The organism is Nostoc sp. (assembly GCF_036917195.1).
Taxonomy (GTDB): domain Bacteria; phylum Cyanobacteriota; class Cyanobacteriia; order Cyanobacteriales; family Nostocaceae; genus Nostoc.
The window spans coordinates 1-23,707 of record NZ_JBALDG010000095.1; the positions used below are offsets into that span (position 1 = coordinate 1).

Here is a 23,707-nt window from a genome sequence, read left to right on the forward strand (position 1 = left end):
TCTTCTCCTTTTTCTTTTATATATATGTGCTTTTCCCGTTCTGGAATCGATTCGTCGCACTTAAACAACTTCATTGGCATGGCTGATTGCTCCTTGTGCAATAAGCTGATAAGAAGAGAAATTCTTCTATATCTTTGGTTTGATCAAGAAACTTGTTTGACTTCCTTGATTTCAAAATCCTATCAACCTTTTTAGTTAATAATAGTAAATCTCGTAACAGTTCGGATAATAAATGTTGAAAATCAAAAAATAAATCAGTTTTAATTAGACAGTTCTGTCTAATTTTATGACAATATATCTTCTTAAACATATAAGAAATTTGGCTATGTAAATAGACAGACTAGTCTAACTATATATGAGAAGATAAATAATTTAATTACTGTCATGAATCTAGATGTCTCAGTTAGATAATTTAGCGATATTTGCTCAACTTAAAACAATAGGAAGAACATAATTGTTTGCTTGAAAACTCTCTAGCTGATGAGTAATTGTAACCACGAATACTGTTTGTAAATTAATTGGTCAGCGCAAGTAAATTGGCCGAATGTATGATATTCTTGATTTATAGGGAATCTAAATCGCTAAAGCACAAAGGATCTCCAAGCACTTGGGCGCTGTAGTGAAGAAACCAAATCCCATGAGTTAACCAATAGTTTGATGAACTGATGGTCTTGCTCCATAAGTCTCTGGAGGATTGTGGAAGTACTTGATCGCTAGCAGTTCCGGAGTTCGGGGGGACTTTGGTCTGCTTGCAGTTCATCAATTACTATTTGGTTAAACCTTCTCTTATTTACAGATAGTTTCTTTCTCAAGTCCTTAGAAAGAATCAAAGAATAGAATAAGCAATCAGTAACAGTGTTTGTAATTTAAGTAACTAGATAAAACAAACTTAACTTAACATCTATCTAGTACAGCAAGTGCGTAAATCCATTTCCCATCTCACAATTAATAAGACTTGGGGCTTAACAAGAGGCTTAAGCCCCTTGTTAAAGATAGGCAAACTTCTGCCACAGTGTACTAGATGAAACACCCTGGTCTTTACAAGGAATCCAACAATGGTTAAGAGTGTTTTCTAATTCACAATTTTTTTTATCTTTATACCATCACTTCAAAAAGCTAGTTAAAATTGAAGTTTAAAACAATTCTGAAATTAGAAAAATTTTTGTCAGTTCTATTGATGAAGGATTTAAAAATTACACATTATTTAAGGATGTGATCTAAATGATTAAATCGAAAACAACCCGTAAATCTGTTCACGAGCGCATCCTAAGTACAGCATCAGGCTTGTTTTATCGAGAGGGAATTCGCAACGTTGGCATTGATAGAATCATTGCAGAATCTGGCGTTGCTAAAATGTCGCTCTACAATCATTTTAAGTCAAAAGATGCATTGATTGAAGCTTGGTTGCGACAACAGGATGAAGAATGGTGCGAATGGCTAAAAACCACAATAGAGAAACGAGCTTCTAACCCGTCCCAACAACTGTTGGCAATATTTGATGCCCTGCGGGAATGGTTTGAGGGGCCAGATTTCCGAGGTTGTGCATTTATTAATGCTTCTGTAGAATTAGCCAATCGTGACCACCCTGGACATCGAGTGGCATTAGAGCATCAACAATCGATCTACCGTTACATCAAGAGCCTTGCTCAATCTAGTGAAGTTTTATCACCGGAACAGTTAGCCCGACAACTGCTTCTACTCATGCAAGGTGCAATCGTGGTTGCGATGATGGAAGGAAGTTGGTCAACTGCTTCACAGGCAAAAAAAGTAGCAGCAACCCTAATCCAGACTGCACCAAAATCCGGCATTAGATGAAGTCTATTATATGATTTAATCTAAAAAATCACACTGCAACTAAGTTCGGAGCAGTCAGGGATGAGAATTCATTACTTACAACATGTGCCATTTGAAGGACTTGCTAGCATTGAACAGTGGGCAATAACAAAAGATTATATTCTCTCTGCAACTAAGTTTTATAATGGTGACACTTTACCATCTGTTGATCACTTAGATTGGGTGATAGTAATGGGTGGGCCAATGAATATTTACGAGAATGATAAGTATCCTTGGTTGACTTGTGAAAAACATTTTATTGAAGAAGCAATCAAGAAGAATAAAATAGTTATTGGCATTTGTCTTGGTTCACAATTAATTGCTGATGTTTTAGGTTCCAAAGTTTACAAAGGTCAGGAAAAAGAAATAGGTTGGTATCCGATTGAAGTGACAACAGAAGCACAAAATTATCCTGTTTTTGCTTCATTCCCTGCGTCTTTTTCTGTGTTTCATTGGCATGGTGATACTTTTGACTTACCTTCGGGTGCTGTACGATTAGCCTATAGTGAAGTATGTGCAAACCAAGCTTTCATTTATGGAGATAGAGTATTAGGTTTACAATTTCACCTAGAATCAACTCAAGACAGCGTTCGGCTAATTATTGAAAATTGCGCTTCGGAATTAGTTGTAGGTAAATATATTCAGAAACCCGAAGAAATGCTGGGACAAGATGATAATTTTAGTAATATAAACACTGCTATGCACAAAATCTTAGATTATTTTGCAACTTTTACAAAATAAATTATTTATCACGCAATAAAGTAACCCATCTTTAAGCGATCGCTCGCTTAACCTACCACTTCGCTACAATTCCTTTGAGCCAATCATTATTGCAATCGACGGGAACTGCCTTTCCTTCGCAACGCTACGTGAACGCGCAGTGTCTCGTGCGGAAAGCACGTTGCATGATACACAGATGTAATTTTATTTACCACGTTGATGCCCGTTCTTACGAATATGGGTTGATGCACAATGAGGACAGTTCATCCCTTAATTATGCAAAGCCGAGAATCGAAAGTAAATACAACAGCTTTTATATCCAACGCTACAATTAAATTTTATATCTCAATTCAGCAACGCCATTTTTTCTAAACAAAATGTGCATCTGCCGCATTGAATGCCAGCTTAATCATTTCATGGGGATATACATTGCCAGATATATGATTCCGAGGCACTCTGGCGATTAAAGTTTGTTCTCCCACTTTAACCCAAATACTACAAATCCCGATACCATTTAAAACCCGTTCTACTAGCCCTTCAATAATTACTGACCAAGGTTTATGCAATATTAAAGAACTTGTATCGTAAAGATTGAAAATATCGCCAGATAAACAACATGCAGTAATTAGCTTTGTGATTTCCCCAGGATATAAAAACTCTATCCCGTTTGCAAGTTTGATAAAACTTCCACGGCTACTCCGTTCTACTCGACACGGAATCATATTATCTATCCCTACTAATCTTGCAAGCTGCTTGTTAGCTGGTCGGCGGATAATAGTTTCCAAGCTATCATCCTGGACAATACAACCGTCAAATAAAGCGATCGCTCTATCAGCAAAATGCAGTATATCTGTAAAATTATGACTGACTAATATGACTGCTGCTCCCCTAGCTTGGGCCCATTGTCTAATTTTCTCGATCATCTCGGCACGTATTCCCACATCTAAAGAGGCAGAAGGCTCATCCAAAAGCAGCAATTCTGAATCAGCAACTAAACCGCAGGCAATACAAACCCGCTTTGCTTCACCACCGGACAGAGAACGAGCTGAGCGGTTTGCCAGGTGTTCACAGCCAAAAGTTGCAAGTGCAGTATATACTGTTTGCTTAATCTTATGTGTTGGTGTTTTGCGAAACTTTAATACCTTGGCAACATTATTAAAAACAGTGTCATCCAGTAGTAATGTTTCCTGAAATACCAGAGCCGAACGACGACGCAACAATGTTTTATTGGCACTACGGATATCCTGTCCAAATAATTGCATCTCACCACAGTAAGGTTGCAACAGATTGATTGTTCTTAACAAAGTGCTTTTGCCAGCGCCATTGGGGCCAAGCACAGCGACTAGTTCTCCTGGACGGACTGCAAAATTTTCAATTGACAGGATATTTTTACGTGTTTTGCTATCGACGCTAACCTGTCGCATATTCAGGACATACTCGTTAGTACTCATAGAATTTTCTTGTCATGCTGTAGGATAGTCAGCAACACGATAACGGTGTATGTGATCAAAAGTAGAATGTATGCGATCGCCATTGCAACATCATAATTTCCTTTCCCTACTTCCATAACGATCGCTGTAGTCAGAACTCTTGTCTGCCCCTTGATGTTGCCGCCCACCATCATGGATGCACCAACTTCCGAGATGACACGACCAAAACCAGCCATGATTGCAGCCATCAACCCTAACCGTGCTTCCTTGATTAGCAACCAGTTGACTTGCCACTGTGTCGCCCCCATTGATAGCAGTTGCCAGCGTAGTTTTGGATTAATACTGATAATTGCCGCAAAACTGAAGCCAGCTACAATTGGAAAAGCAATGATGACTTCAGCTAGGATCATAGCTGTGGACGTGTACATCAAATCAAGATTTCCTAACGGGCCAGACCGCCACAGAAACAGACTGACGAATAAACCGACTACTACAGGTGGCAGTCCCATGCCGAAGTTAATCAAACTAGTCAGAGTCTGCTTGCCGACGAAATCCACTAATGCTAGCCATAATCCTAATGGTAGTCCCAGCAAAACACTAATAGCTGTAGCTGTTCCAGATACAAACAATGTCATCGTCATTACTTGGAAAACGTCACTATCGCCACTGGTTAATAGCTCAAGAGCTTTGAAAGCTCCTTCGATGATTGTATTCACAAATACAAATCTCTTAAAAAACTGGAAAATAATGGTGAATATGCAGTATAGCAACCCTTGATGATCTTATACTCAATTTTTTCTAAAAGCCGTAATCTTTCTCCGTTTTACTGGCATCAACATAAAATAGCGGTTGTTTGAACTCTTTTTTGCCGTGGGCTGCAATCAGTGTTTGTCCTTCAGGGGATAAGACATAATTAATAAACGCTTTAGCTCCTGCACTATTCACCCTGGGAAATTTCTGAGAATTTACTTCCATGACATGGTAGAGATTTAACAGTTTCTTATCTCCTTGCACCAGTATTGGCAAAGACAGGTTTTTCTTTTGAAATATATAGGTTGCTCGATCTGCTAAGGTATATCCCAGTTTTTGATTAGCGACTTGCAAAGTTTGCGCCATTCCTGAACCTGTTTGCTGATACCAACTGCCAAAGGGTGTGACTTTTGCCTGTTGCCATAAATCTTTCTCTAGCTTATTAGTACCTGAGTCATCACCCCGCGATACAAACAAGGCTTGATTTTTGGCAATCAGGGAGAATGCTTCTACAGCATTCTTTTTCCCTCGAATTTTTGCCTTATCAGTATCTGGGCCGACAATCACAAAGTCATTGTGCATTACTAAGTGCCGATTAGTTACCGCACCACCTGCCAAAACTTTGCGTTCGGCTTTTGGTGAATTGACGAACAGTGCGTCAACTTCACCCTTTTCAGCTAAAGCTAAAGCCTGTCCGGTGCCGACTGCAACCTTTTTTAAGGTGTATCCTGTTTTCTTTTCAATCGCTGGAACCAAATCATCTAGCAGCCCACTGTCCTCAATGCTCGTTGTCATTGCCACGATTACATTTTTATTTGCTGGGGACTGGGCAATAGCTGGGTTTTGCTTGATCAGTATATCACTCGCTTCAGCACTCAGAATTACCAAGCAACAAGCCAAACATGCAATGAAAATTCTCCGAATCATGAAACCTCCAGGAATATATAATTTATGTCATGCTGTAGGATAGTCAGCAACACAATAACGGTGTATGTAATCAGGAGTAAAATGTATGCAATCGCCATCGCCACATCGTAATTTCCTTTCCCTACTTCCATAACGCTCGCTGTAGTCACAACTGTTGTCTGCCCATAAAAATGAAAAATTGGAAAATAATGGTGAAATATGCAGTTGAGCAACCCTTGACGATCTGATCGGGGCAAATGCATTAAGAAATGCTGATTTTTTGTTGGTTTTTAACCTTGGTTGCGATCAAAAGTAATTTAGATGCGTTTGGCATGGTTGTTCATAGTGAAGTGATAATTCGTGACTCTAAAGATTTGCTACAACTTCCCCAGTCTTGCTGATGTCATAACCGCCGAGAATTTGTAATTGCGATCGCACTAGCCGATTTCCCAAGATATTGAGAAACTGCTGTACTGGTGATTCTTGCAAGTATTCCTTGAGAATTACTAAGTCGTATCGCGCACTATGAAGGGGAATAAATCCCAAACCAAAGGTAGCAGCTATAGATGCCGTACTGATACCTGCATCAACGATTCCTGAGGCTACAGATAAGGCAACATCTTGATGGTTGTGAGCGATTTGGTCAAATCTTTTTATCGCCTCGAATGGCACTCGTTCTTCAAGGAGTTTCCGTTCTAAAAGCATCCGATTACCAGAACCCACTTCATGGGTAACAACAGTTGCTCCAAATTCTACTAAGTCGGAAACTGTTTTAACTCCCATTGGATTTCCTGGTGGGACTAACAATCCCTCTTGCCAAACTCCAAGGGTGATTAAAACAGCACTTCTACCAGCTAAAGCTTCCCGCACAAAGGGAATATTATGTTCCTTTGTTTGGGGATCATATAAGTGCATCCCTGCAATGTGAACTTCACCTCGGCATAGACTACGTAATGCAGGCTTGCTATGGGCGAAACGATAATGGACTCGCAGTTGCGGATGCCAGCGTTCAGTTGCTCTTGCTAACACCGAAAGCACGGGTGTACAACCAGCAATCACAACTGTCTTGTACACTTTGTCCATATTATCCAGAAGCCGAACCAGGACTTTATTTGTACCTGTCTGGCTCTGTGCTTCACTGTTCAGGTAAAGCTCGTTTTGACGCTCGCTTCTGTCTACGAGATCCTGCGCGTAGCTTGCTTCCTCGATAGGGTACGTTAACGCTGCGCTATCGCTACCGCTGACGCTAATCGCAGTTTGCTTAATACTGGGGAACCCATCCACCCTTATGGGTGAAGCTCCTACGGACGCTTGATTACTCGCTAACGCTGCGCTATCGCTATCGCTTGCGTTAACGCCACTCACTGCAACTGTCTCACCATCAGATGGAATCATTTCCATGTGAAAAGCATCTCTGCCTAATAGAGGATAAGCTATCCATCGATCCCCAATCCGCGCTAGAATAACTTGTGATTGCCGTAGGTTAGAGGCCGAATCGGCAAGAATCGCCTCAATTTTGGGTAAATCCTCCTCTCCTAGCCAGAATAAGTCCTCAACTTGGCAACCAAGTGCCTTAGCTAAACGTAAGGAAATAGTAACAGAAGGAGCACATTGTCCCGTTTCCACAGCACCAATAGTCTGACGAGTTACGCCAGCTATATTAGCTAGTTCTTGCTGACTCATGCCCAGACGATTCCTAATTGCCTTCAGGTTATTGGAAATATTCATATCCTGCTTCATGAGGCTGTATTTCTCCATTACAAAAAGCTGTAGCAGACACATTTAACTATCTAAGTAATAGCAAGGTCTTCTAATCTGCGCCTTTTATACTGGAGGTTTTATTAATGCTTTTGCAATTTTGTTTACATATTGTCAATATACTTGCCAGATCTATGTCGTTGTGGACGGGAAGTTAAGTAATTTCAGACTTTTTGTTCGTTCGTTACTGTTTTTTATCCCCCTTTTAGCAAGAATACCATACGTATGGCAAAAATAATTGCTAAAGATAAAAAGTTTTTCCTTGATATTCTTCAAATTTTTGTATTTATAAATACAGAAGTTTTCCTAATTTTGTAAATTAACGATTTAAAACCGAAATATTTTTGTGCAATCTATTCTGTGCCTAGATGTTAATCATCAGATTTTTATTAGAGATCACATCTGGAAAATTGATTGCTGATGTGTTTCGTCAGAATAAGAATTTGTAGTTATTATCTAAATATGGTTATGTGCCGATGCAGACGTACAACGCTTGCAGCCTTGAGGTGAGCGCATAATTCCCACTTTGATTCAGCAAGGCCTAAACAAAATTCTTATCCGAATGGTGAATTTAAGATATCCTTGTTTATGGTTTTCGGATAAACTAATAGGCAGATGCTACATACTAGCTATTTGGTTGTAGGGAAAGGACATATTGGTTTAGCGACAGCTGTCTATCTGAGTAATCAAGGATATACTGTTTACCTTTTCTCTCGCCGTTCTTCCATTCTTGCCCAAACAAGAACCATTCACTCAATTGGATCAGTTTCTCCGGGAAGTTATCCAGTTGCAGCTTGTTCCAATAATATTTATGAGTTGGCGGAACTAAATGCTGGTAGACTACCAATCAATGTGGTGATCTGTTGTCGTGGTCAAGACATCGAACCCTATGCCAGGATTCTAGTTGAACATATCAATCCTCAAATGAACATTCTGGTTTTCTGTGCTAGTCGCTTTGCAGGTCGAGTTTTTTGTAACGTACTTCAAAGATTGGGAATAGCTAAGGAACAGTTGCCTGCTGTAGCTGATGTCAATAATACTCCCTTCGTCAGTCGCGGCAATACGGAGGATAAAATCAGGATTAGCATGCTTACTAACAAGTTCTTTGTAGCAGCTCAGAACCGAACCATGACAAATCGGATTGTGAGCGTTTACCAAACTGTGTTTAGTAATTTATGGGCTGCTGCTTCGGTTTTAGAAATTAATTTGAATAAAGTTAATGACATTATCCACCTTCCTCTGCTTCTGGTTTCATTAGCAAAATGGGAATCTGGTGAGGATTACAACCCCTATCTGAACCTTGGTTCCCGTACTGTTGGACTCATTGACCATTTGGATCGCGATCGCATAGTAGTGGGTGAAGCACTAGGAGTGCTCAACTTAATTGATATCATTTCCCACTATCAAATCGCATATGGAACCACCGGATCATCCCTTTATGAACATATGCAGCAGGTTGGAGCCTACTCCAGCACGACGCTGTGTAACCCTCATCACCGCTATTTGATAGAGGATCTGCCTTATGGCTGTTTTCCCTTACAAGTTTTAGCTCGTCTAGTTGGAGTGGAAACACCATTTCTGGACAGTTGCATCACAATAGGAAACAAGTTCCTTGACATACCTCTGGAGTGGACTGCTGAGTTTTTAAAATTGGATCGGCATCAGCTCAGTCAAGAACTTTAGTAATGTTACCATCTTTGGCCTGCCCTCCTATTCAGCAGAGTTGAATTATATTGAGATTTTATAGTGGTTTATTAAGTATTAATTAATTAATATAGATTCTTACTATAGTTAGGAAACTTTTATCGCATCTGTTGAAAAAATCTCCAATAATTTGGAAAAAATTATGTAATTAATTTTCTCTAATTATTTAACTAACCTGTATCTGGACAATTGTCAAATAGCTCTCAGTCAGTGATTAGGGCAGGGAGAATCTTGATGATAAACAGCGGCGAAATTATAAAATATTGTACTTAGAAAACAAAATTTTTCTCTGCCACTTGCTATTTTATCCAATCACGATTAACTTAATTTATTAATAAAATATTATCTTAGTTAGATATAGGCGAAAAAGTAGTTTATATTTATTATTAAAATGCTCCAATTTATTCATTTAGAGAGTTAGCTCGTGACACAAACAACTCAATACGCACACTATATGCAGGCTGACCAGCGTCCTACCATCAAGGAGCCGATAGACCTCTCACCTTTAGTCGGTAACTGGATCAATACTAAATCGGATACTAATTATTTGGTGCGGGTGGTTCTGACAGAAAAAGACGGTCGCCTTGTGTTTCAGGGTTATGGAGCCAACAAACCCTCACCAATTGACTGGGGTGAGGTTGAGGCAGTACCTTACGCTGTAGGAACTTCACTTACAGCAGGAGGATTCCACGCTTTTTACAAGCTAGACGGGATTGAGACACATCTGGTGGCAAATCAAAAATTGGGAATCTTGGTCATTCAGTCCTATACCCGCTATATAGATGGTAGTGGTCGAACTGATCATTTTGCCCGTGAGTTTTTTCATCGTTAGTCATAAGAGGAAGATTTCAAGATGGAACGAAACGAAATTTACGGTAACCAGCCCAAGGACACCGTGATTGATTTCACGCCTTATTTAGGAACCTGGATAAACTCCAACACAGAGACTACATGGATCGAGAAATTTACTTTAACCAAGGATAATCAGCAAATTATTATGCACGCTTATGGTGCCCAGTCCCTCAAAGATTGGGGTGAGACTGAAGTAACACCGTTTGTAGATAATATCAATGAGAAGGCTTTCTGTGCAAGATATGATCACGATTCAGTGGAATCCTTCTTGGCAGCGAACATGAACAAAGATTTGTGGGTTATTGCTGCGTTTCACAAGTTCAAGGATGGCAGCCAACCCAATTTTCTTTGTCGGGAGTTTTACTATCGGCCGGACTAAGATGAAGTTCCTCCTTGCATTTGTACTAAAAAAGCTCATAAGGCTTGCTGTACAAAAAGTCTAGGCTTCTTAATATCAATTTGATACAGCAGTCCTAAATCATTCATGAAAAATTAGATCCCCGACTTTTTAAAAAAGTCGGGGATCTAAACACGACGAATTTTCACCAATCAGCCAGTAGTAGGCTACAAAATCTTCGACAATGACCCTCTGGGGAAAAACTTTTTGGTTTACTGACATTTAGGTATCAGATGCGAGCGATTATTTTAACTTACAGACCTTTACTTCAAGATTCTGCTTTTCAGATTGTTCAGCAGTTAGTTGCGCCAATGTGGAAGGAGTCGCAGCCAACTATGAAGGAAAGGGCGGATATAATTATTTTACCTGCCAGACATTAAAGAAATTGAACACTACTTTTTGGCAAAGTAAGGCGCTAGAACTGCTGGCATTGCAACTCGATCAACTTGCAACAACTGAGGGCAATAATTTGCTGATACCACAATTTAAACTAAAGATGTTGAGCAACTTATTGATAATATTTTAAAATATATAGGACTTCTGTTTAATTTCTGAACAAGATTTTAGATAAAACTCTGAGAAAACGGGCTTTTCAGTCTCACTGGAGTTTAGACTAGATGGTAGAACTTAAAGAAAAAAATAGGGGGTGTGATTGAACACAGACCCCCTATTAGCAGAAGCACCAGAGTTGAACCACCAACTCTCGCCTGCTAATATGAAACGTGCCAAACTAGAAGAATTTCGTCAAGCTGTGTACAAGCATCAACGTAGAATTCGCTATCCGATAGTCAAAAAAAGTACAACTAAGCCTCGCAAAGAACCTCCAAAATCTGCTTAATATCCAAGATTTTCCTGTTTAAAGCTTGTTTCATTCAACTCAGCCCTGCTGGGTCTTTTCTTGTTGCTTAGTCTAAAGTCCAGAGTCTCAGGATATTTTACAAAATTAAATTGGAGTCGTATACTAAAAAAATGAAGCTTGAAGAAGATACTGTAATTTACTTGTATGTAAACTTTACAGTTATTAGCTAAAGAGTCTAAAAAGCCCATAACTGTGCTTTTTCTGTTGTCTTGAGTTGAGCAATTATCGATGAGTTATCCAAAAAAAACATCTATAATCAACTTATATATAGTTAGAATAGTCTGTCTATTTTAATTAATAAATGTTTTGTTTATTTTAGAAAAAGTTTAGACAAAACAGTCTATTTTTAATTTGCTATATTCATAATATTCAATGTTAATTCATCCTATTGTTATCAATTTTACTATTATTAAATACAATTATTGTTAAGATTTTAAAATCAAGAAACTCAAAGAATTTTTATTGTAAGAATACAAAGCCTCGAAGAATATTTCTTGTATCGCCTGACAAATTAAATGACCATTTGCCAAATTAGTGTCAATAGAGAGCTAAAAAACGATTTCCATTCATCTTTGTATTCGTGTTGTTAATAACAAAAATTGTACTTATCGAAAGCAGCACTACTCGGATTAAAAATTTTAGCTATTGCTTACCTAGAGCATATTTTAGGCTAATAAATAAAGCTAAAAAATAATTTGCCAAGCAATACCGCGCCTTCTAGCTCCTAAATCTTGACCCTTTTGCATTAATCTTCAGTACGAGGAAAGGCATGAAAAATACTCAAGTAATAATTAACAAACCACTCAACGAAATAGCTTGCAAACATAACCCCAAAAAATTGGGTGACAATAAAAAACTAACTTGCACAAAATCACCACAACCAGGTGCAAGCCAAGGAAATTGCCCTTTAGATGGAGCGATGGTTTCTGTTGGAGCTATCACTGATGTTGTTCATTTAGTACATGGTGCTGTTGCTTGTACTCATAACCCTTGGGCAACTCATGGTAGCCTCTCATCAGGTTCTCAATTATACCAAACTGCTTTTACTACTGACTTTGGTGAGAATAATGTCATTTTTGGTGGTGAAAAGAAACTGTACAAAGCTATTCTCGACGTTGCTCAACGCTATAATCCTGCGGCTGTTTTTGTCTACGCTACTTGTATTACCGCTTTGATTGGTGATGATATTGATAGTATCTGTAAACTGGCTGCACAAAAAATTGATATTCCGGTTGTTTATGTAAATTCGCCTGGATTCCTTGGTAGTAAAAATTTAGGTAATCGCATTGGCAATGAGACTTTATTGAAATATGTAATCGGAACGGCAGAACCAGAATTTACTACTCCTTTCGATATCAATATTATTGGTGAGTACAACCTTGCTGGTGATTTGTGGAATGTTTTACCACTGTTTAAGAGATTAGGTATACGTGTTCTCTCCAAAATTACAGGTGATGCTCGTTATAAAGAAGTTTGCTATGCTCATCGTGCCAAGTTGAATGTAGTTATTTGCTCAAATGTAGTGCTGCCAATGGCGCAAACAATGAAAGAACTTTATGAAATTCCTTATATTGAAGAATCTTTCTTCGGTGTAGAAAACTTAAACCATTGCTTGCGAAATATTGCAATAACATTAGGAGATAAATATCTTCAAGAACGTACAGAATGGTTGATAAAAGAAGAAAACGCAGCCTTAGATATTGCCCTAGCTCCCTACCGTGCCCAGTTGAAAGGGAAACGGATTATTCTTTCTACTGGTGGTGTAAAAATTTGGTCGATTATTTTAGCTGCCAAAGATTTGGGAATGGAAGTGATTGCTACCACTAATGCAAAGACTACAGAAGAGGAAAAAGCCAAAATTAAACAATATCTTGGTCAAGATGGCATTATTTTGCCTGAAGCAACTTCGGAAGTATTACTACAAGTTTTAAAGGATACAAAAGCTGATATGTTGATTACTGGGACTGGCAATAAATATACAGCACTCAAAGCACAAATTCCTTTTTTGGATGTTAACCATGAACGCCATCATGCCTACGCTGGTTATATGGGGCTGGTGGAACTAGCACGAGAATTGTATAAAGCCTTGTATAGTCCTGTGTGGGAGCAAGTTAGGAAACCTGCGCCTTGGGATGAAAAAATCAACCTTGATGTTGCTTGACAAATTATTTGTCAAGTGACCGAATTGCACGACTGATCTTTTTTAAGTAGGTATGTAAAAATATTTATGTAAACCGGAGTCAAGCATCAAGCAGCTTGGCAAATCAAAATTTCTGGGGCGCAGGCTATATTTTTAGCAATATCACTTGTGTTTTTCCGAAATTAATTCATGCGGTCACATATGGAGGGTTTTTACTTAAACTCGAAACATTTATTTTGCAATTACTCTTGGACAAGCATTTATTGAATGAGTTAAATATAATACTTTGATTGAGTCGGAGTCGCAGTAGCTCTAGGCGCTACCACCGCTTAGTCGTGTGTGATCGCCTAAAATAATAAATTTGTATTTGATCTTAGAGCGAGTCAGACGCTCCTACATCGCTAACGCTGCGCTATCGAGCGTCGGGAACCTCTGCAAGGCACTGGCTCCCCTACGTATATTTCAAAAATAAAATATGAGTCCTATATCTGTAATTAGTTTGAGCGAATTTCTTATCGACGCAATTAAGTCCGCGTTGGGGAAACCACCAACTCCCCCGCCCGCTGCCGTGCCCTCTCTAGAGTTAATTATTACAAAAATAGACAAAATACTAGACGCTAAGTTAGACCAGCGCCTGGGGGAGTTGAGCGGCGGCTGCTAGAAGAACTTCGATCAGATGAATATCTTTAGATTATTGACAATAAACCTGTGGAAAAATCAGGGATTGGAAAACCCTAAAAATACCCTTTTCAACATGCCGTGAAAAGTCAGAAAAAAAATAAGTATCCTTCTTTACAAAAAATTACAAAACTTTGTTCTGTTTTGCTATAATTTTTTAAAATCCCCTGTCACAGCCGAAGCGCGAAATGTTGGTTTTCAATTTGTTAACCAACCCATTCTATAACGGAGATTAAAATAATGACTGATGTATTGACTGGAACGACAGCCACTTGTGATAGATTAACAGGAGCTACTACCTTACAATTTAAGGAAGTACCAATTGTCTCAACTTTGGAGTTTACTGGAAGTGGAACCCCAGCAAGTCCTAACGTTGGAGACATTCAGAGTTATACAGCCAACCTATTTGATTCCAATAACGTTTTTGTGGGTACGAAGGATATTAATAATATATTTGTTCGAGAATTAAAAAATGGTGACATCATTGGAAATCTACATGAAATTTACCATCTATCTAGTGGTGAAATTTTCACAGATGGAATATTCAATGAGACTAAATTTTTAGGAGCACTTAAGCCTATAACAACTAACATCATAGGTGGCACTAACACTTACAGTAATGTATACGGGCAAGAGACGATTATAAATTTAGCTACTAATACAGCAGGCGAGGTTAGCACCAGTTTACATTTTCATTTGTAAGCAGCCCTACACCAGATAAATCCTAAAGATATCTATTGACGTAAGTTGATGGATGTTTGAATTATGCATAGCAGAAGCAAAGCCCTTGGGGACAGCAATCATCAGCAAGACTCAAACGCTGCCAGTGGGACAAGGTAATCACCCTACGTACTGTTGAAACTGACAAATACAAACGCCTGAAAAATAATGATAATCATTATTAGGAGGAAGGAGAAGCAGCCGACGGCTGCTTCTCCTTCCTCCTTTTTGTAGTAAATCTACGAATATTCTCCGCACTAATTACACGATCCAGTACTTTCTCTCCATTACTTAATTGCAGTCGAAATACTCGACTATTCTGCTGTGGTAGTACCTTCCAAATTAGTAAAAGTATTCCTGTTACCAAGTGAATGTGGTCGGTGGTAAACTTGGGCAATTGGTCTACTTCCTTCGACCACACCGCAACAAACGCATCAGTCGAAACCTGCTTCCAGGTGGACGATTCTAACCTACACCGCATCCGCGTCGTGACGCCAAAACTTTAGCTGAACGTGGGTATATTTATCAATCGAATACTATAATTGGTAACAAACTTATTAATATTGGTTATTCTTACTCGCTACTTTCAATCCTACTAGAGAAAGAGACTGATGGTCATGGTGCTTGGGCAGTTCCCTTGTCTGGAGAAAGGGTATCACTGGATAAAAGTGGCGTGGAAGTAAGAAACGAACAAATCTCCGAAGTAATATGCGATTCATCACTTGCTATGAAAAATCCTCAAGTTTAAAACAAGTCCTTTTGCTTCGTTGATAGCTGCGTGCCATTCTATTTACTCCCATTTTCACAGATACTCGTTTTGTTCCATCTGAACTTCAGAAGCCAAATTGGTAATAGATAACAATTGTTTATAATCTTTCGGTGTATCAATATCAATATTACCTAGTGGAAACGGAATGGAAAAGACTTCATTAAGGTTATTATTAATAACTTTTTTTGCTCCTGAAGTTTCTTTTAAAGCAGCAAGTTCTGAAAAAAATATCTGACTAAATAGAGATGGGACACCTAATATACCCGCATATTCACAAGCAATGATCGGTTTTTTTTCTGAATAATATGCATCAACAAGCTGATTAATAATTTGGTGAGAAACAAATGGCTGGTCGCAAAGTGTAATAACTACTGCTTCTATTTTTTGAGGAAGATTATTTAACAATTCAATACCGCTTTTGATTGAAGTACTCATTCCACAAGCCCAATCCAAGTTCTTAACTACTTTAACGGGAAGTTGCTTAATTTGGGGATGAATCTGTTCTGCATTTGCTCCAAGTACTACTACTACAGGTTGACAAACTGAAGCAATCGCCATTTCTGTAATGTATTGCAAAAAACTACGTCCTTGGTAAAGCAATAGCTGTTTAGGTGTACCCATACGAGTAGATGCACCAGCAGCAAGAATCATAATGGCTATGGTTGATTTTTCATTGCCTATTTGTTCAGCGTTAAATACCATAACAGATAAAAACTATTTAGTAACTAGCAACTTTAAGTTGCTTTCATAGCATTGGTGAATCGGTTGATTGCGATTTCTTAAAAAATTACCACTGCGATTTGTCAGCACTGCTTGAATCTCAGCAATAATGGCGATCGCTATTCCTTCCGGTGTATCTGCACCGATGTCAATTCCAATAGGCCCATGCAATCTTTTTAATTGTTCAGTAGTATAAACTATTTTTTGCAAACGTAAATCTTCAATCAATCTTTCAGTCCGCGCCTTTGGTCCTAAAACCCCTATGTAGCGTGCAGGAGATGGCAGCAACATTTTCAAAATTTCCAGGTCATCAAGATAATTATGCGTCATCACTACAGCAACGGTGTAGGCATCTATAAATACCTGTTTTTGGACGATTTCTCGCCGACTAAGAATTACATCACAAGCCATAGGAAATCGCGCTCTAGTTGCCTCATTAGCTCGACAATCAACTACAGTAACCTGCCAACCTAATGCTTGAGCAAACTGTGCTACGGGTACAGCGTCATAACCTGCACCAAATATTACTAAAGATGTGGGTGGTTGAATGACTTCAATAAAAACTTCTACATTGCCTAAAGGTAACTGATAGTTGTTTACGCTTGACTTTTGATTAGCAAAGGCTGCTTGAGTGTCTGCACTCAGAGATTGAATTAAATTTGAATCTTTAATGTCAGTGAGAATTTTACCGTTTGGATACAGCAGTAAGCGCGACCCAAGTTTCACATCTACGCCGCCTTCAAAAGCAAAGACTGTAGCAATAATACCCAAATGTTTTTTATGAAAACACTCCTGTGTAAAAGCGATCGCATTCAGTGTGCTTTCTGTCTCAAGACGTTCGATGAGAACTTGCACTGTTCCATTGCACCCTAGACCAAAGCCCCAAAGAATATCTTCAGAGGCAGTATTATCGTAAGTAACAACAATTGGTTTGCCGTCTAACATTCGTTGTTGAGTATGCTCAAATACGTCATTCTCTAAGCAACCAGCGCTAATTGTTCCGATCATCCGACCTGCATTTGTCATCAACATTTTAGCACCCGGTCGGCGATAGGTTGAACCTTGAGTTTTAACTACAGTGGCAAGAAAAGTGATTTCACCACTTTTTTGACTTGACTCGAAGCCTTCTAAAATTGCTTGTAATTCGTTCATTTGATTGCTTATTTTTCTATTTATAGCAGTTTATCAACTTGAGCAAGCAGTTCCAATGAAAACAATGTGATGACTGTGCCATTCTGCATTGCTACTAGTGTCAAATACGAGTCGATTGCCGCCCATTAATGATTACAGCATATGCATGAGACTGACTGCGTTGTTTACCGCCGCAGGTATCACGGTGTTCTACTACCCAAGATAAGTTAAAATATCACTGAAATCATACCTCGCAGGATAGTTGTCAACTTGAGTTATTTATTTATTATAGGACTTACGCAAAAACCCTCTCAAACTCTCATTACTCCGTGATCTCTGCGTCCTCTGTGGTTCGTTTTCCGTTACCTGTGCGTAAGTCCTATATTATAAAAGTTAGCATACATTACTGATTTTTTGTAACTTCTAATTTTGGCAAAGTTGTTTAAACTTTTTGCTAAAGTCTTTATTTGAAACTTTTTCTCTGCGTCTTTGTCTTGGAAAGTTCTAATGGTTGCAAACTTCCACACCCTGTGAAAAGCCCTTCGGATTTTTTTCATAGGAGGTCTATTGCACTCATTTCAAATATCTGTCTACAGGCTGAATTTTGCTTTCACACAAAGTCTAAGTTGTTATGACCAAAGAGCCATACCAAAAATGGACAAAAAGTATTGAACTTAAGTTAATGGATTTTCCAGTAAGCTCCTGAATAATTTATTTTTTGGTATTTACTGAATACTCTCAACCACCCGCAAGATTAGAGAATTTTATGTTATCATTTGTGCCGCAGGAAATGAAAGACCCTGCTCCTTATCATCTATTGACAAGCATCGTTGCTCCTCGCCCAATTGCATGGGTGTCTACAATTAGTGCCTCTGGAATTCCCAATCTCGCCCCGTATTCGTTTTTCAATGCAGTAGCAGGTTTTCCACCAACCATTATGTTCTCAATTGCATATCATAGACGTGAGCCAAAAAAAAAAGACACGTTACGCAATATTCTTGAAGTTGATGAATTTGTCTGTCATCTGGTAGATGAAACATTGTCTCATGCTATGGTTAAAACAGGAACGGAATTTCCCTATGGAGTTAACGAGTTTGATAAAGCAAACTTAAAAGCTATTCCGGCTACAGATGTCCGACCCTTGCGGATTGAAAGCTCACCTGTGGCAATGGAGTGTAAAGTTACACAAATAGTGACAGTGGAAGGAACCAATAATGTGATGGTATTGGGTCGAGTGTTACGATTTCATGTGCGTGAAGACTTATACCGCCAAGATTTAGGGTTAGTTGATACTGTGGGAATGCAGCCGATTATGCGTTTAGGTGGACCAGTTGAGTATACAAAGATTGGGCAACCATTTGAGATGAAAACTCCAAAGATATGATGGAATGTTAATTTACAGGTGTTGTCTGTGGGTTCCTTGTGCCTTGTGAAATTCACCCTTGACTTATGTCCATTGGATGTTGTTTTGGACAACTAATGAAATCACCATGAATATCAAGACTGAAATACCGCTGCTTAAGCAAGTTAACTCAGTTTATTGGATTGAAAGGAGATTGCCAATGCCCTTGAATATCAAAAATCTACGGATTGTCAGCCCTGCATTTAATACCCTCGAACGGATTCCTAAACGCTACACCAGTGAAGGCGAAAATATTTCACCCCCACTAGAGTGGAGCGGAGTGCCTGAAGAAACTCAGCAACTGGTATTGATTTGCCATGACCCAGACGCGCCACTGACTCGCGGGTTCACTCACTGGACAATTTACGGCATTGAACCAACCGTTAGTCAGCTTGCCGAAGCAGACGGCAGCAAATTCATTGAAGGTATAAATAGTGGCAATAAGCCAGGATATACTGGCCCCGCTCCACCTGTAGGGCATGGGCCTCATCACTACTATTTCTGGCTGTACGCCTTGAACGAGAAACTCGACCTAAAACCAGGCTTGAACCGAGAGCAACTCCTTGATGCGCTTGCCGATCATGTCATCGAGCAAGCACGGCTGATTGGAATTTATGAGACCTAATATCAATAATCATACTCCGCAGTGAAAATCAATGTTTTTAATCATATTTTTCCCCAAGCTTACTTCAATAAAGTAATGGAAGTAGCTATGATTAAACAGAGTTTCTAAATAAATTTGAGCAATACGGCGATCGCCACTAGGATGTAAAGTAAATTATAACACTTATAACACTTAAGTATGGTCAAGCAGGACGCTCCACTTACGGGAGAAGCATTAATTAAAGAAGTTTGTCGGCGCATTCGAGTAGCCCGTAGCTATTGGGATGCTCACAATAACGCTGCCTGTCGAGGTGAGCGCAATCGCGCCTTAGCTTTTTACAACACTTTAAGTAAGGAACAAAAAGAGCAGATTCCGCAAGAGTTGCGGGTATGGCTACGCTACCGTAGTGAGAAATATTTTGGCGCACACCGGACACCGCCCAAGTCAGCACGAAAATCAAAATAGTCCAGTCTCCACAAGGTAACAGATGCACAGAGCTGGTATTCTTCTAAGAGCGATCGCATATCGCATCTTCAAATAAGTTGTGTTTATTAGCCAAGGAAGAGGATGATCTAGCAACAATATCACCAGCTAACCACAACTCCTAAGTCATTAATGGCATTAAGTCACTCCAATATTCGCATTGCTCTGGAATACTGAATTTTGGTTCTGTCCAATCATTATTGGTTTATTTCCTGCGAGCACATTGCTGTGACGGGGGGCGATCACTTTTGCTATGTAGCCGTTAAACAGGCTTGATTTTCAGCATCAATTGCTGAAGACTTTCAGCGCTGACTTAATGCGTTACTCTTGCTGAGGGTTCTCAGAAGGGGCAGAAATATCTGTATCTGGGGTGTAATCAATTAAATCGAATAGGAACTACAACCCAACAGTGCATTCACCATTCCAGATTTTTAGGATGCAGCTAAAGTCATTCACTGCGCTAACATTATACAGAAACTGATAAAGTTAGTGTTATTTGAACAAAGAGAATTTAAGAAGTATAAATGGTATGTCTCCTGTCTCCTTGACTAACCTAACCTTGCCATAGCTGGTGAGGACTGATGTAGTCCGGTGTCAGCAAAGCATCAAAATTATGATTTCAACACTCTCAACACCTGTAATATCTTCTTAACTGCCGTTTTCTCTGACTCCATCTCCTAAACTCGATTCAGTAGGTACATTGGGATGGACTTTTTCTTGGAACAGCTAATCTTCGCCCAAGATTTCTCACCAACACGGTATTCATTACTCTAATAACCCTTTGTACCATCGTTGACTAATGCTGTGATAACTGAAGTTACAGAGGTCTCACAGAAGGCTGTTGCACGCTATTGTTAACAGTTTTTGCTTCTACAATAGGTTCTCGACCTGTAATCAATCTAGAGCGACGATTACGAGTGATGTAATTCCACGCCCACTGAAATACTACTAGGAATTTAGTGTCAAACTCGATTAAGAAGTAGATGTGAACTAATAGCCAAAATGCCCAAGCAAGGAAACCTGTGAGTTTGATGAAGCCCAAATCTACAACAGCTAAATTTTGCCCAATCATCGCCAAACTACCCACATCGTTGTAATGAAATTGTGGCAAAGTATGACCTTTAAGCCGTCGTTGAATTAGTTTACCTACATACTCTCCTTGTTGTTTAGCTACAGGTGCAACACCAGGTAAGACTTTACTATCTTGGTGGGAGAAGTTAGCTAAATCTCCAATTACGAAAATGTTGTCATAACCCTCGATAGACAAGTCAGGTTCTACAATTACACGCCCAGAATAATCGCACTCTACACCTGTACTTTCTGCTAAGACTTTCCCCATTGGGGAACCTTGGACACCTGCTGCCCACAATATAGTTTTTGAGGTAATTTCTGTAAATTCATTGCCTTTCTTGAAAGTAACGATATCACTTTCAATATTTGTCACCCTGGTGTGAGTGTGGAGTTCGACACCCAACTTTTGCAAAGCTACTGCTGCTGATTTCGATAACTCTGGCGCAATGTGTGGGAGGATGCGAGGGCCCCCTTGTAATAGTAAAATTTTCGTTTCTGAAGTGTTTATGCTGCGGAAATCTTCTTTGAGAGTTTTGTGTGCCAACTCGGCGATCGCACCTGCTAATTCTACACCAGTCGGGCCACCCCCCACAATTACAAAAGTCAAGAAAGCACGGCGAATTTCTGGATTAGTTTCTTTTTCTGCTGCTTCAAATGCGCCAAATATCCGGCGACGCATTTCTATCCCATCTTCCACACTTTTCAAACCAGGAGCAAATTTTTCCCAGTTTTCCTTACCAAAATAGGAATGGTTAGCACCTGTGGCGACAATTAATGTATCATAAGGTACTACTTCATCACCCAAAAAAACTTGTTGCGCTTTTGGATCAATATTATTTACTTCTCCCAACAACACCTTTGTATTCTTGCTTTTCTTAAATACAGATCGTAATGGTGCAGAAATATCAGAAGGTGATAGCGTACCTGTGGCAACTTGATATAAAAGCGGCTGAAATAGGTGAAAGTTACGTTTATCAATGAGAGTAACATTTACATTCGCTGCATTCAGACCCTTTGCTGCATACAGTCCACCAAAGCCACCACCAATGATAACTACCTGATGTGGTACATTCTTCTCAAGTGAGACTACCATAAAAAATATTTCCTTGTGTTAAGAAGTTGTAACTATTCTTAACAAAGGTATAACAGAATTATTATGCAGGTTGCCGTTTATTTAGAACAATTGAAAAAATAATGAAAGTAGTCAAAGTTAGTAATAAGTGATTATCAGGCAGGACAATGGAACGACGATGAACTCACTTGGATCTAAGTCGAAGGTAGAACAACAAGAGCAAGGGATGTATCCTCTGAGCCACTCAAAAGATTGGTCATGGCCATTCTGGCCTGCTGTCCCACTCTACCCCTACGGCAGGCGGCGCACACTTCGCAAGGAAATAGTTTTTGACACTATTTGGACATTCGATCAGCTTCACGGCATTCTCTATGCCATCGTGCCGATTCGTATGACCATCGTCAAACTTGCTGCCGGAGGTCTTCTGGTCTATGCACCCGTTGCTCCAACAACTGAGTGTGTCCGCTTAGTTAATGAGTTGGTAGCAAAGCATGGTGAAGTTAAGTACATCATCCTGCCAACCAGTTCTGGTCTGGAGCATAAAGTCTTTGTTGGCCCCTTTTCTCGCCGCTTTCCTCAAGCACAAGTCTTTATTGCCCCGCACCAGTGGAGTTTCCCCTTTAACCTACCGCTTAGTTGGCTAGGCTTTCCCCAAAAACGAACTCAAGAACTCCCACACGACTCAAGCCTTGCTCCTTTCGCTCTAGAGTTTGACTATGCAATATTGGACATCAATTTGGGACGAGGATCTTTTGCAGAAGTTGCAGTATTTCACAAGCGATCGCGCACTTTACTTGTAACTGATTCTATACTTTCTGTTCCAGTTGACCCACCAGAAATTGGACAATTAGATCCTTATCCCTTACTGTTTCATGCAAGGGACAATGCTTTGGAGGCGATCGAGGACAATGAAGACAACCGTCGCAAGGGATGGCAACGCATTTCATTGTTTGCGCTTTACTTCCGTCCAAATGCGCTAGAAATTACTGCAATCGGACAGATGTTTCGTGATGCTCTCAAAGCACCACAGCGAACCCTAAAAACATACTTTGGTTTATTTCCTTTTCGTTGGCAAGAAACTTGGAAGCAGGCATTCGATGCTTTACGAGGTCAGGGGCGACCATTTGTCGCACCGATTTTGCAAATCCTGATTTTTCCTCAAGCACCAAGACAAGTTCTCAACTGGGCTGATACAGTTGCAAGTTGGGATTTTCAGCAGATTATTCCCTGTCACTTTGACTCGCTAATTTTGGCAAATCCGTGTCAATTTCGGCAAGCGTTTGCTTTCCTTGAGAAAAATCCTTCTGTAACTAAGGACTTTTCTTCTAGCGAAAGCCAGCCTTTATTGGAGGAAGACTTAAGATTTATTAAGGAACTTGAAGCGAGTCTAGTTAAGCGCGGTATCGCAACGTCAGCAAAAGAGAAGGTGTAATCTAGTATTTTACTACTGCTTCTGTCGATAGTTTACGGTCATAAACTGATGCCACTGCTCGTCGAGAACCCAGTACATGAGATGTCATCACCCGATGATTATCACTCTTGAACTCAATTAGATATCTTTCTGGACTTTAGACTAAGAAACAGAAAATGACTCAGGGAAGCTGAGTTGAGAACAATCAATGCAATAAAATGTAAGGAGGAGAAATCAAGCCCCTTTTTGCACTGTTTTAGGTGAAGGGGAAGTTGTAAATATTGATCTAATATGTAA

The 23,707-nt window shown here is 39.5% G+C and carries 19 protein-coding genes; 12 read left to right on the top strand and 7 right to left on the bottom strand.

All coding sequences use genetic code 11. From position 1 onward, the window contains the following. Nucleotides 1-1,221 precede the first annotated feature (1,221 nt). Both V7K40_RS32040 and V7K40_RS32045 read left to right on the top strand, forming a co-directional pair. Nucleotides 1,222-1,815 carry a TetR/AcrR family transcriptional regulator gene (locus V7K40_RS32040; protein ID WP_334966913.1) on the top strand — a complete coding sequence of 198 codons (594 nt, stop codon included), beginning with the start codon at nucleotides 1,222-1,224 and terminating at the stop codon, nucleotides 1,813-1,815. A gap of 60 nt (nucleotides 1,816-1,875) precedes the next feature. Continuing rightward, nucleotides 1,876-2,574: a type 1 glutamine amidotransferase gene (locus tag V7K40_RS32045; protein ID WP_334966914.1), complete on the top strand. Its 699-nt coding sequence runs from the start codon at nucleotides 1,876-1,878 to the stop codon at nucleotides 2,572-2,574. A gap of 347 nt (nucleotides 2,575-2,921) precedes the next feature. Here the strand turns inward: V7K40_RS32045 and V7K40_RS32050 are convergent, their stop codons facing one another. The 4 genes from V7K40_RS32050 to V7K40_RS32065 all read right to left on the bottom strand — a co-directional run bounded on the left by V7K40_RS32050 (nucleotide 2,922) and on the right by V7K40_RS32065 (nucleotide 7,367). Next, nucleotides 2,922-4,004 (bottom strand): energy-coupling factor ABC transporter ATP-binding protein, encoded by a 1,083-nt coding sequence (locus V7K40_RS32050; RefSeq protein ID WP_334966915.1) that lies wholly within the window; start codon nucleotides 4,002-4,004, stop codon nucleotides 2,922-2,924. Further along, nucleotides 4,001-4,699 carry an ABC transporter permease gene (locus tag V7K40_RS32055; protein WP_334966916.1) on the bottom strand — a complete coding sequence of 233 codons (699 nt, stop codon included), beginning with the start codon at nucleotides 4,697-4,699 and terminating at the stop codon, nucleotides 4,001-4,003. Before V7K40_RS32055 ends, V7K40_RS32050 begins: the two co-directional genes overlap by 4 nt. 82 nt (nucleotides 4,700-4,781) lie before the next feature. Beyond that, entirely contained in the window at nucleotides 4,782-5,660 is an 879-nt protein-coding gene (locus tag V7K40_RS32060) for a substrate-binding domain-containing protein (protein ID WP_334966917.1), read from the bottom strand. Between the two features lie 345 nt (nucleotides 5,661-6,005). Beyond that, entirely contained in the window at nucleotides 6,006-7,367 is a 1,362-nt protein-coding gene (locus V7K40_RS32065) for a substrate-binding domain-containing protein (protein WP_336884633.1), read from the bottom strand. Between the two features lie 645 nt (nucleotides 7,368-8,012). Between V7K40_RS32065 and V7K40_RS32070 the strand changes: the two genes are divergently transcribed. From V7K40_RS32070 to V7K40_RS32095, 6 genes are all read left to right on the top strand, one after another. Then, a complete protein-coding gene (locus V7K40_RS32070) occupies nucleotides 8,013-9,080 on the top strand; it encodes an NAD/NADP octopine/nopaline dehydrogenase family protein (RefSeq protein WP_334966919.1) in 1,068 nt (355 codons plus the stop codon). A gap of 445 nt (nucleotides 9,081-9,525) precedes the next feature. Then, complete coding sequence (locus V7K40_RS32075) at nucleotides 9,526-9,933, top strand: hypothetical protein (RefSeq protein ID WP_334966920.1); 408 nt, start codon at nucleotides 9,526-9,528, stop codon at nucleotides 9,931-9,933. Between the two features lie 21 nt (nucleotides 9,934-9,954). Beyond that, entirely contained in the window at nucleotides 9,955-10,332 is a 378-nt protein-coding gene (locus tag V7K40_RS32080) for a hypothetical protein (RefSeq protein WP_334966921.1), read from the top strand. A 670-nt stretch (nucleotides 10,333-11,002) separates the two neighbouring features. Next, nucleotides 11,003-11,188 carry a hypothetical protein gene (locus V7K40_RS32085; RefSeq protein WP_334966922.1) on the top strand — a complete coding sequence of 62 codons (186 nt, stop codon included), beginning with the start codon at nucleotides 11,003-11,005 and terminating at the stop codon, nucleotides 11,186-11,188. A gap of 790 nt (nucleotides 11,189-11,978) precedes the next feature. Continuing rightward, the gene (gene nifE / locus V7K40_RS32090) at nucleotides 11,979-13,370 is read left to right on the top strand and encodes a nitrogenase iron-molybdenum cofactor biosynthesis protein NifE (RefSeq protein ID WP_334966923.1); all 1,392 of its coding nucleotides are present in this window, start codon (nucleotides 11,979-11,981) and stop codon (nucleotides 13,368-13,370) included. 897 nt (nucleotides 13,371-14,267) lie between these two features. Beyond that, nucleotides 14,268-14,729, top strand: a complete 462-nt coding sequence (locus V7K40_RS32095; RefSeq protein ID WP_334966924.1) for a hypothetical protein — start codon at nucleotides 14,268-14,270, stop codon at nucleotides 14,727-14,729. Nucleotides 14,730-15,549: 820 nt separating this feature from the next. Here the strand turns inward: V7K40_RS32095 and V7K40_RS32100 are convergent. Continuing rightward, nucleotides 15,550-16,218 (bottom strand): nucleotidyltransferase family protein, encoded by a 669-nt coding sequence (locus V7K40_RS32100; protein ID WP_334966925.1) that lies wholly within the window; start codon nucleotides 16,216-16,218, stop codon nucleotides 15,550-15,552. Nucleotides 16,219-16,230: 12 nt separating this feature from the next. Continuing rightward, nucleotides 16,231-17,388, bottom strand: coding sequence for an XdhC family protein (locus V7K40_RS32105; RefSeq protein ID WP_334966926.1), 1,158 nt, complete (start codon nucleotides 17,386-17,388; stop codon nucleotides 16,231-16,233). Nucleotides 17,389-18,133: 745 nt separating this feature from the next. Between V7K40_RS32105 and V7K40_RS32110 the strand changes: the two genes are divergently transcribed. From V7K40_RS32110 to V7K40_RS32120, 3 genes are all read left to right on the top strand, one after another. Then, nucleotides 18,134-18,751 carry a flavin reductase family protein gene (locus tag V7K40_RS32110; protein ID WP_334966927.1) on the top strand — a complete coding sequence of 206 codons (618 nt, stop codon included), beginning with the start codon at nucleotides 18,134-18,136 and terminating at the stop codon, nucleotides 18,749-18,751. A gap of 106 nt (nucleotides 18,752-18,857) precedes the next feature. Continuing rightward, a complete protein-coding gene (locus V7K40_RS32115; protein ID WP_334966928.1) occupies nucleotides 18,858-19,394 on the top strand; it encodes a YbhB/YbcL family Raf kinase inhibitor-like protein in 537 nt (178 codons plus the stop codon). Nucleotides 19,395-19,571: 177 nt separating this feature from the next. After that, a complete protein-coding gene (locus V7K40_RS32120) occupies nucleotides 19,572-19,838 on the top strand; it encodes a Precorrin-3B methylase (protein ID WP_334966929.1) in 267 nt (88 codons plus the stop codon). Between the two features lie 835 nt (nucleotides 19,839-20,673). Here the strand turns inward: V7K40_RS32120 and V7K40_RS32125 are convergent. After that, nucleotides 20,674-22,020, bottom strand: a complete 1,347-nt coding sequence (locus V7K40_RS32125) for an NAD(P)/FAD-dependent oxidoreductase (protein WP_334966930.1) — start codon at nucleotides 22,018-22,020, stop codon at nucleotides 20,674-20,676. A gap of 205 nt (nucleotides 22,021-22,225) precedes the next feature. On the opposite strand from V7K40_RS32125, the gene V7K40_RS32130 reads away from it, so the two are divergent. Beyond that, nucleotides 22,226-23,431, top strand: a complete 1,206-nt coding sequence (locus tag V7K40_RS32130) for a DUF4336 domain-containing protein (RefSeq protein ID WP_334966959.1) — start codon at nucleotides 22,226-22,228, stop codon at nucleotides 23,429-23,431. Nucleotides 23,432-23,707: the final 276 nt, after the last annotated feature.

Bases quoted from the DNA above. Each gene is read 5' to 3' on its own strand.
- V7K40_RS32095 (WP_334966924.1), top strand. From the start codon at position 14,268: ATGACTGATGTATTGACTGGAACGACAGCCACTTGTGATAGATTAACA.
- V7K40_RS32110 (WP_334966927.1), top strand. From the start codon at position 18,134: ATGTTATCATTTGTGCCGCAGGAAATGAAAGACCCTGCTCCTTATCAT.
- V7K40_RS32065 (WP_336884633.1), bottom strand. From the start codon at position 7,367: ATGAATATTTCCAATAACCTGAAGGCAATTAGGAATCGTCTGGGCATG.
- V7K40_RS32120 (WP_334966929.1), top strand. From the start codon at position 19,572: ATGGTCAAGCAGGACGCTCCACTTACGGGAGAAGCATTAATTAAAGAA.
- V7K40_RS32045 (WP_334966914.1), top strand. From the start codon at position 1,876: ATGAGAATTCATTACTTACAACATGTGCCATTTGAAGGACTTGCTAGC.
- V7K40_RS32115 (WP_334966928.1), top strand. From the start codon at position 18,858: ATGAATATCAAGACTGAAATACCGCTGCTTAAGCAAGTTAACTCAGTT.
- V7K40_RS32050 (WP_334966915.1), bottom strand. From the start codon at position 4,004: ATGAGTACTAACGAGTATGTCCTGAATATGCGACAGGTTAGCGTCGAT.
- V7K40_RS32080 (WP_334966921.1), top strand. From the start codon at position 9,955: ATGGAACGAAACGAAATTTACGGTAACCAGCCCAAGGACACCGTGATT.
- V7K40_RS32125 (WP_334966930.1), bottom strand. From the start codon at position 22,020: ATGGTAGTCTCACTTGAGAAGAATGTACCACATCAGGTAGTTATCATT.
- nifE (WP_334966923.1), top strand. From the start codon at position 11,979: ATGAAAAATACTCAAGTAATAATTAACAAACCACTCAACGAAATAGCT.
- V7K40_RS32130 (WP_334966959.1), top strand. From the start codon at position 22,226: ATGTATCCTCTGAGCCACTCAAAAGATTGGTCATGGCCATTCTGGCCT.
- V7K40_RS32105 (WP_334966926.1), bottom strand. From the start codon at position 17,388: ATGAACGAATTACAAGCAATTTTAGAAGGCTTCGAGTCAAGTCAAAAA.
- V7K40_RS32040 (WP_334966913.1), top strand. From the start codon at position 1,222: ATGATTAAATCGAAAACAACCCGTAAATCTGTTCACGAGCGCATCCTA.
- V7K40_RS32060 (WP_334966917.1), bottom strand. From the start codon at position 5,660: ATGATTCGGAGAATTTTCATTGCATGTTTGGCTTGTTGCTTGGTAATT.
- V7K40_RS32100 (WP_334966925.1), bottom strand. From the start codon at position 16,218: ATGGTATTTAACGCTGAACAAATAGGCAATGAAAAATCAACCATAGCC.
- V7K40_RS32070 (WP_334966919.1), top strand. From the start codon at position 8,013: ATGCTACATACTAGCTATTTGGTTGTAGGGAAAGGACATATTGGTTTA.